The organism is Candidatus Magnetobacterium casense (assembly GCF_019173545.1).
GTDB lineage: Bacteria > Nitrospirota > Thermodesulfovibrionia > Thermodesulfovibrionales > Magnetobacteriaceae > Magnetobacterium > Magnetobacterium cryptolimnobacter.
Window position 1 is genome coordinate 1 of sequence record NZ_JABXWD010000352.1, and the last position, 3,514, is coordinate 3,514.

Consider the following 3,514-nt stretch of genomic DNA (forward strand, 5'->3'; position numbering starts at 1 on the left):
CCTGCACCCTCGTTACATCAAGAGGCACCTGTGCCAACAACCCTTCCCGAACGGCTTGATTATTGGGGCGGCGTCCCACGGTTTCCTCACACGGTCAATGCCGGAGCCCCAATCGACGGACTACCAAAGTTCATAAACGAGAATCCACCAATAGACGGACTGCTGGTAATAAACGAATCAACCGGGTTGCACTCCAGATTGTACCGAGTCCCCAGATGCAACGCCCAGAACTCCACCTCGTCCATCGTAGGCCCATAAGTTACACTTACTACCGGGCCAACCACTGTCGCAGCAAAATCCGGCAACCGAGATATCGCTGTGGCAAGGTTAACAGCCGTGGCATTTACATTCATTCCCACCAGGAAATCCACGTTACTGATAAGAATGAAATTTCCTAAGTGCACTTCCACATGGCCGGTCGTGAAATTGTTGTCCAACACTGCAATAGACCCGGTTTGCCGAGCAGGTCCAGATGGAAGAACTACCGACCGAGCATTCAGATTCCCCCGATCTCTGATGATCTGCTGGGTGGTTACCGTGTTCCGCATCGGGTTCGGTTGACCCAACAGACCTGGCACCGTAGGGTCAGTCCCGTGCGGATAGGTCCTCACCAATGTTCGGAAAGGTACCCCAACCGGACGTACCTTCTTGATCATGGGGCACCTCGGGTCATAACATCATCCCGTCACCAAATGAGACCCCTTCCAGTGAAGGAGCCTTACCTGCCAAAGTCACCTGATCCAGGTTCTTGTTGCCAAGGGCATACTCACCGGGATTAAACCGAGCGACTTTAGCTCCAACCTTGCGAAATTTGGAAGCAACCGCCACGGCGGCTACGGTGAGTCGGTTGATTCCAGACGCGGTCTTTCCAAAAGCAACGATGCGCCGGGCCTCTTCCTTAGTCAGAACCCCCGCCTCAACTTTACGCGCCAAATATGCCTGAGCCTTCCGCAACTCCGACTTCTCCAGAGAAACAGTCCTATCAATGCTGGGGTGACCAACCCCTATGGGGACTTCCCTCACCGATGCCCCAGTGTAAGCTCTGGCCGTCTTGGAATTAGCCACAACCTGAGCGGCCCTTCGTGCCAATTCCTCAGGACCTACATTGAGATCCCGGAGCTTCAAAGCCATTGCTTTAGAGAGCCTCCCCTCCACAACCCAACGGGCAATACGTACCAGAACCCGATGCCGCTTGCGGTCAGTTGCCTGAACCTCACTGGTACGTACCTGGGAAACCTCCGACTTCACAGGAGTCTCCCGACTCACCCGTACATCCTCTTTGACCACCGGATGATAGGATACGGATTCTTGCCGCACATCGGGAGTGCTCAAAAACGCCCGACGAAGCTTCGACCTCGGGTCATTCTTGCTAAGAACCGAAGTCATCCGACGCCCCGACGCCACCAACCAGGGACGGTAATGCTCAAGCGCCTCTTCCCAGGGAACTTCAGAAACCATCTTCATGGAAAGCTTAGCAGCTACCGCAGGGTCATCCGTAATAACATACCTTGCCGTGCGGGCAGACCTCCTCAACTCCTTAACCCACCGACCATTTCGCAATCCAGGGAAAACTGACGCTCGGACAAACACATTCCCAACCAACCCATGGTCACTTTCAATGATCTCACACACTCTCTCGGCTCGTTCAACCCCAAGACTGGATTCTAATTCGGACTTGATAGAACTAAGCTTATGACCGAAATGAGAACGCCGAACTGCCCGCATTACTGCATCCCGCAGGTCATCAGCCGTCTTGTTCCCCGGCAACCCAGACTTCGGCCCTTCCGCGATGGATTTCTCGTACTCAACAATCTCCTTGTCCTTGTTGGGCACAAGCGACACCCCATCCGTGCGCCGATGAACTCCCCATGCCTCCTCTAATTCAGGAATACTGTTAAGCGGAGGTTCCCCGGACCGAAGGGGTTCGGGCAACCGATTTGGATCCTGTTCTTGGGTAGGGTCTAACCACTCCAAGTTGGCCACAGAGGCGGCTGTTTTTTCGACGGGGTCAAGGAACGGGCCTCCCTCTTCCTCCGAGAGCATCTCTTCTAGGACAATCCCGTCATCGTCGGTCAACTCCGGATCCTCTGTAGCCTCCTTAGGATCGGTGACAATCCCGTCCGGTAACCCAGAGAGCCCCCTGGTCTCAGGCAACCTGGCACCATCCTCAACCCCCAAGTTGTCCAGTCCCTCGAAATGGAACCCGTCCAACCCGTAGTTAGAACCATCCGTGAACGTCAACTCATCCTCAGGGAGTTCCGATTCCGCCAAACGGTCGGTCCAGTCTATGACCTTTCTCATCAATGACTCCTCTGAAGGTATCGTGCTGTCACCCGACGGGCCACCTTACCATGTTCGGCATCCATATCCTCCTCTTCCTCCTCCGCCCACTCTTCGGGATCCTTACGGATAGTCTCTACATCCTCCATGATTTCCTGTACTTGCTCACGTTCCCGAGGATCCTGTTCGTCCTGGACGGGATTCCAGTGTGGGGCATGTAACTCATCATAAAGGGTGTCAGATAAAGAACTAAGCGCCTCGGAAACGTTCATAAACGCCTTCCGCATATCGGCTATCTTCTGGATATACCCCCGACCACCCAAGCTACCATCAGGCGAAACCGTGGCGCTCTTGATCCGGGTGAATCCATTGTAAGCCGATTGAGTGTGCCCCAAAGCCATCAACGTCGACCGCAGGCATCCGGCTAACGGTTCCAGCTTCTTGGGATCAAACTTGAAATCAGCCCCAATGTCCCGCTTCGAAGGACCCGGGGCGGGCCAACCCCACTGCTTGTCGTCCCCCCCACGATCCTTGATAAACCGCACCTCTCCTGCCGTCTTCGTCCGACGAGCCAAGAAAAGGTCGGCTACTCGCTGGGGTTGTAAGCTACGGGTCATAGGTCCTCACGTCCTACAAGATTAGGTCTATAACCGAAATATCAAAGGAGTCAGTCCTAAACCACAGCAGGGACACCCTCCAAGTCCGTCCGTTCAAGCCCGAAGTCCCGCGCCAACCGATCTCGGTCTACCGTAAACCCCCTACCTGTCCACACAAGGTAACGATGAGCCATCAAGTAACCTAACCGAACCACAAAGGTTACAGGCAGCAAGGTGATTGACCCAACATGCAAAGCGTGCAACAAGAATCCTATAGCTGACCCCGGCAAAGACCCCAACAGGTCGGCCAAACTCAGGTGCCCCGTCATCGCATCTGTTAAACTCTTCATGTCCCACTCGAATTCGACGACGTTCATCCATATCCAGATGTACACCGCAACCATTAGAACGACCGACACAGTTGGAGCAACCTCCCTAACCCACACCTCAAATTGGTCTACTCGACTACGGGCCTTGGTAGAAAGCCACCGTTCAAGGCTAGGAATCTTCTTCACCAACTGAGAAATGAGGTCGTTCACCCCCATCAATTTCCCTTTCTCTAGCGTGTAAATCTTGAGTGGCCACGTATCGAACATACGGGTCACAATGTTCCGCAACACCCTATACCCTTGACTTGC

4 protein-coding genes are annotated in these 3,514 nt (G+C 54.1%); all 4 read right to left on the reverse strand.

All coding sequences use genetic code 11. The features are described 5' to 3' along the window. Positions 1-86: 86 nt before the first annotated feature. Positions 87-404: a hypothetical protein gene (locus tag HWQ67_RS14675; protein WP_218253438.1), complete on the reverse strand. Its 318-nt coding sequence runs from the start codon at positions 402-404 to the stop codon at positions 87-89. A gap of 265 nt (positions 405-669) precedes the next feature. Further along, the gene (locus HWQ67_RS14680) at positions 670-2,301 is read right to left on the reverse strand and encodes a hypothetical protein (RefSeq protein WP_218253439.1); all 1,632 of its coding nucleotides are present in this window, start codon (positions 2,299-2,301) and stop codon (positions 670-672) included. After that, a complete protein-coding gene (locus HWQ67_RS14685; RefSeq protein WP_218253440.1) occupies positions 2,301-2,897 on the reverse strand; it encodes a hypothetical protein in 597 nt (198 codons plus the stop codon). Before HWQ67_RS14685 ends, HWQ67_RS14680 begins: the two co-directional genes overlap by 1 nt. 56 nt (positions 2,898-2,953) lie before the next feature. Continuing rightward, complete coding sequence (locus HWQ67_RS14690; protein WP_218253441.1) at positions 2,954-3,295, reverse strand: hypothetical protein; 342 nt, start codon at positions 3,293-3,295, stop codon at positions 2,954-2,956. Positions 3,296-3,514 lie beyond the last annotated feature (219 nt).

Excerpts from the sequence above, each read along its gene's own strand:
- HWQ67_RS14685 (WP_218253440.1), bottom strand. The coding sequence starts at position 2,897 with ATGACCCGTAGCTTACAACCCCAGCGAGTAGCCGACCTTTTCTTGGCT.
- HWQ67_RS14680 (WP_218253439.1), bottom strand. The coding sequence starts at position 2,301 with ATGAGAAAGGTCATAGACTGGACCGACCGTTTGGCGGAATCGGAACTC.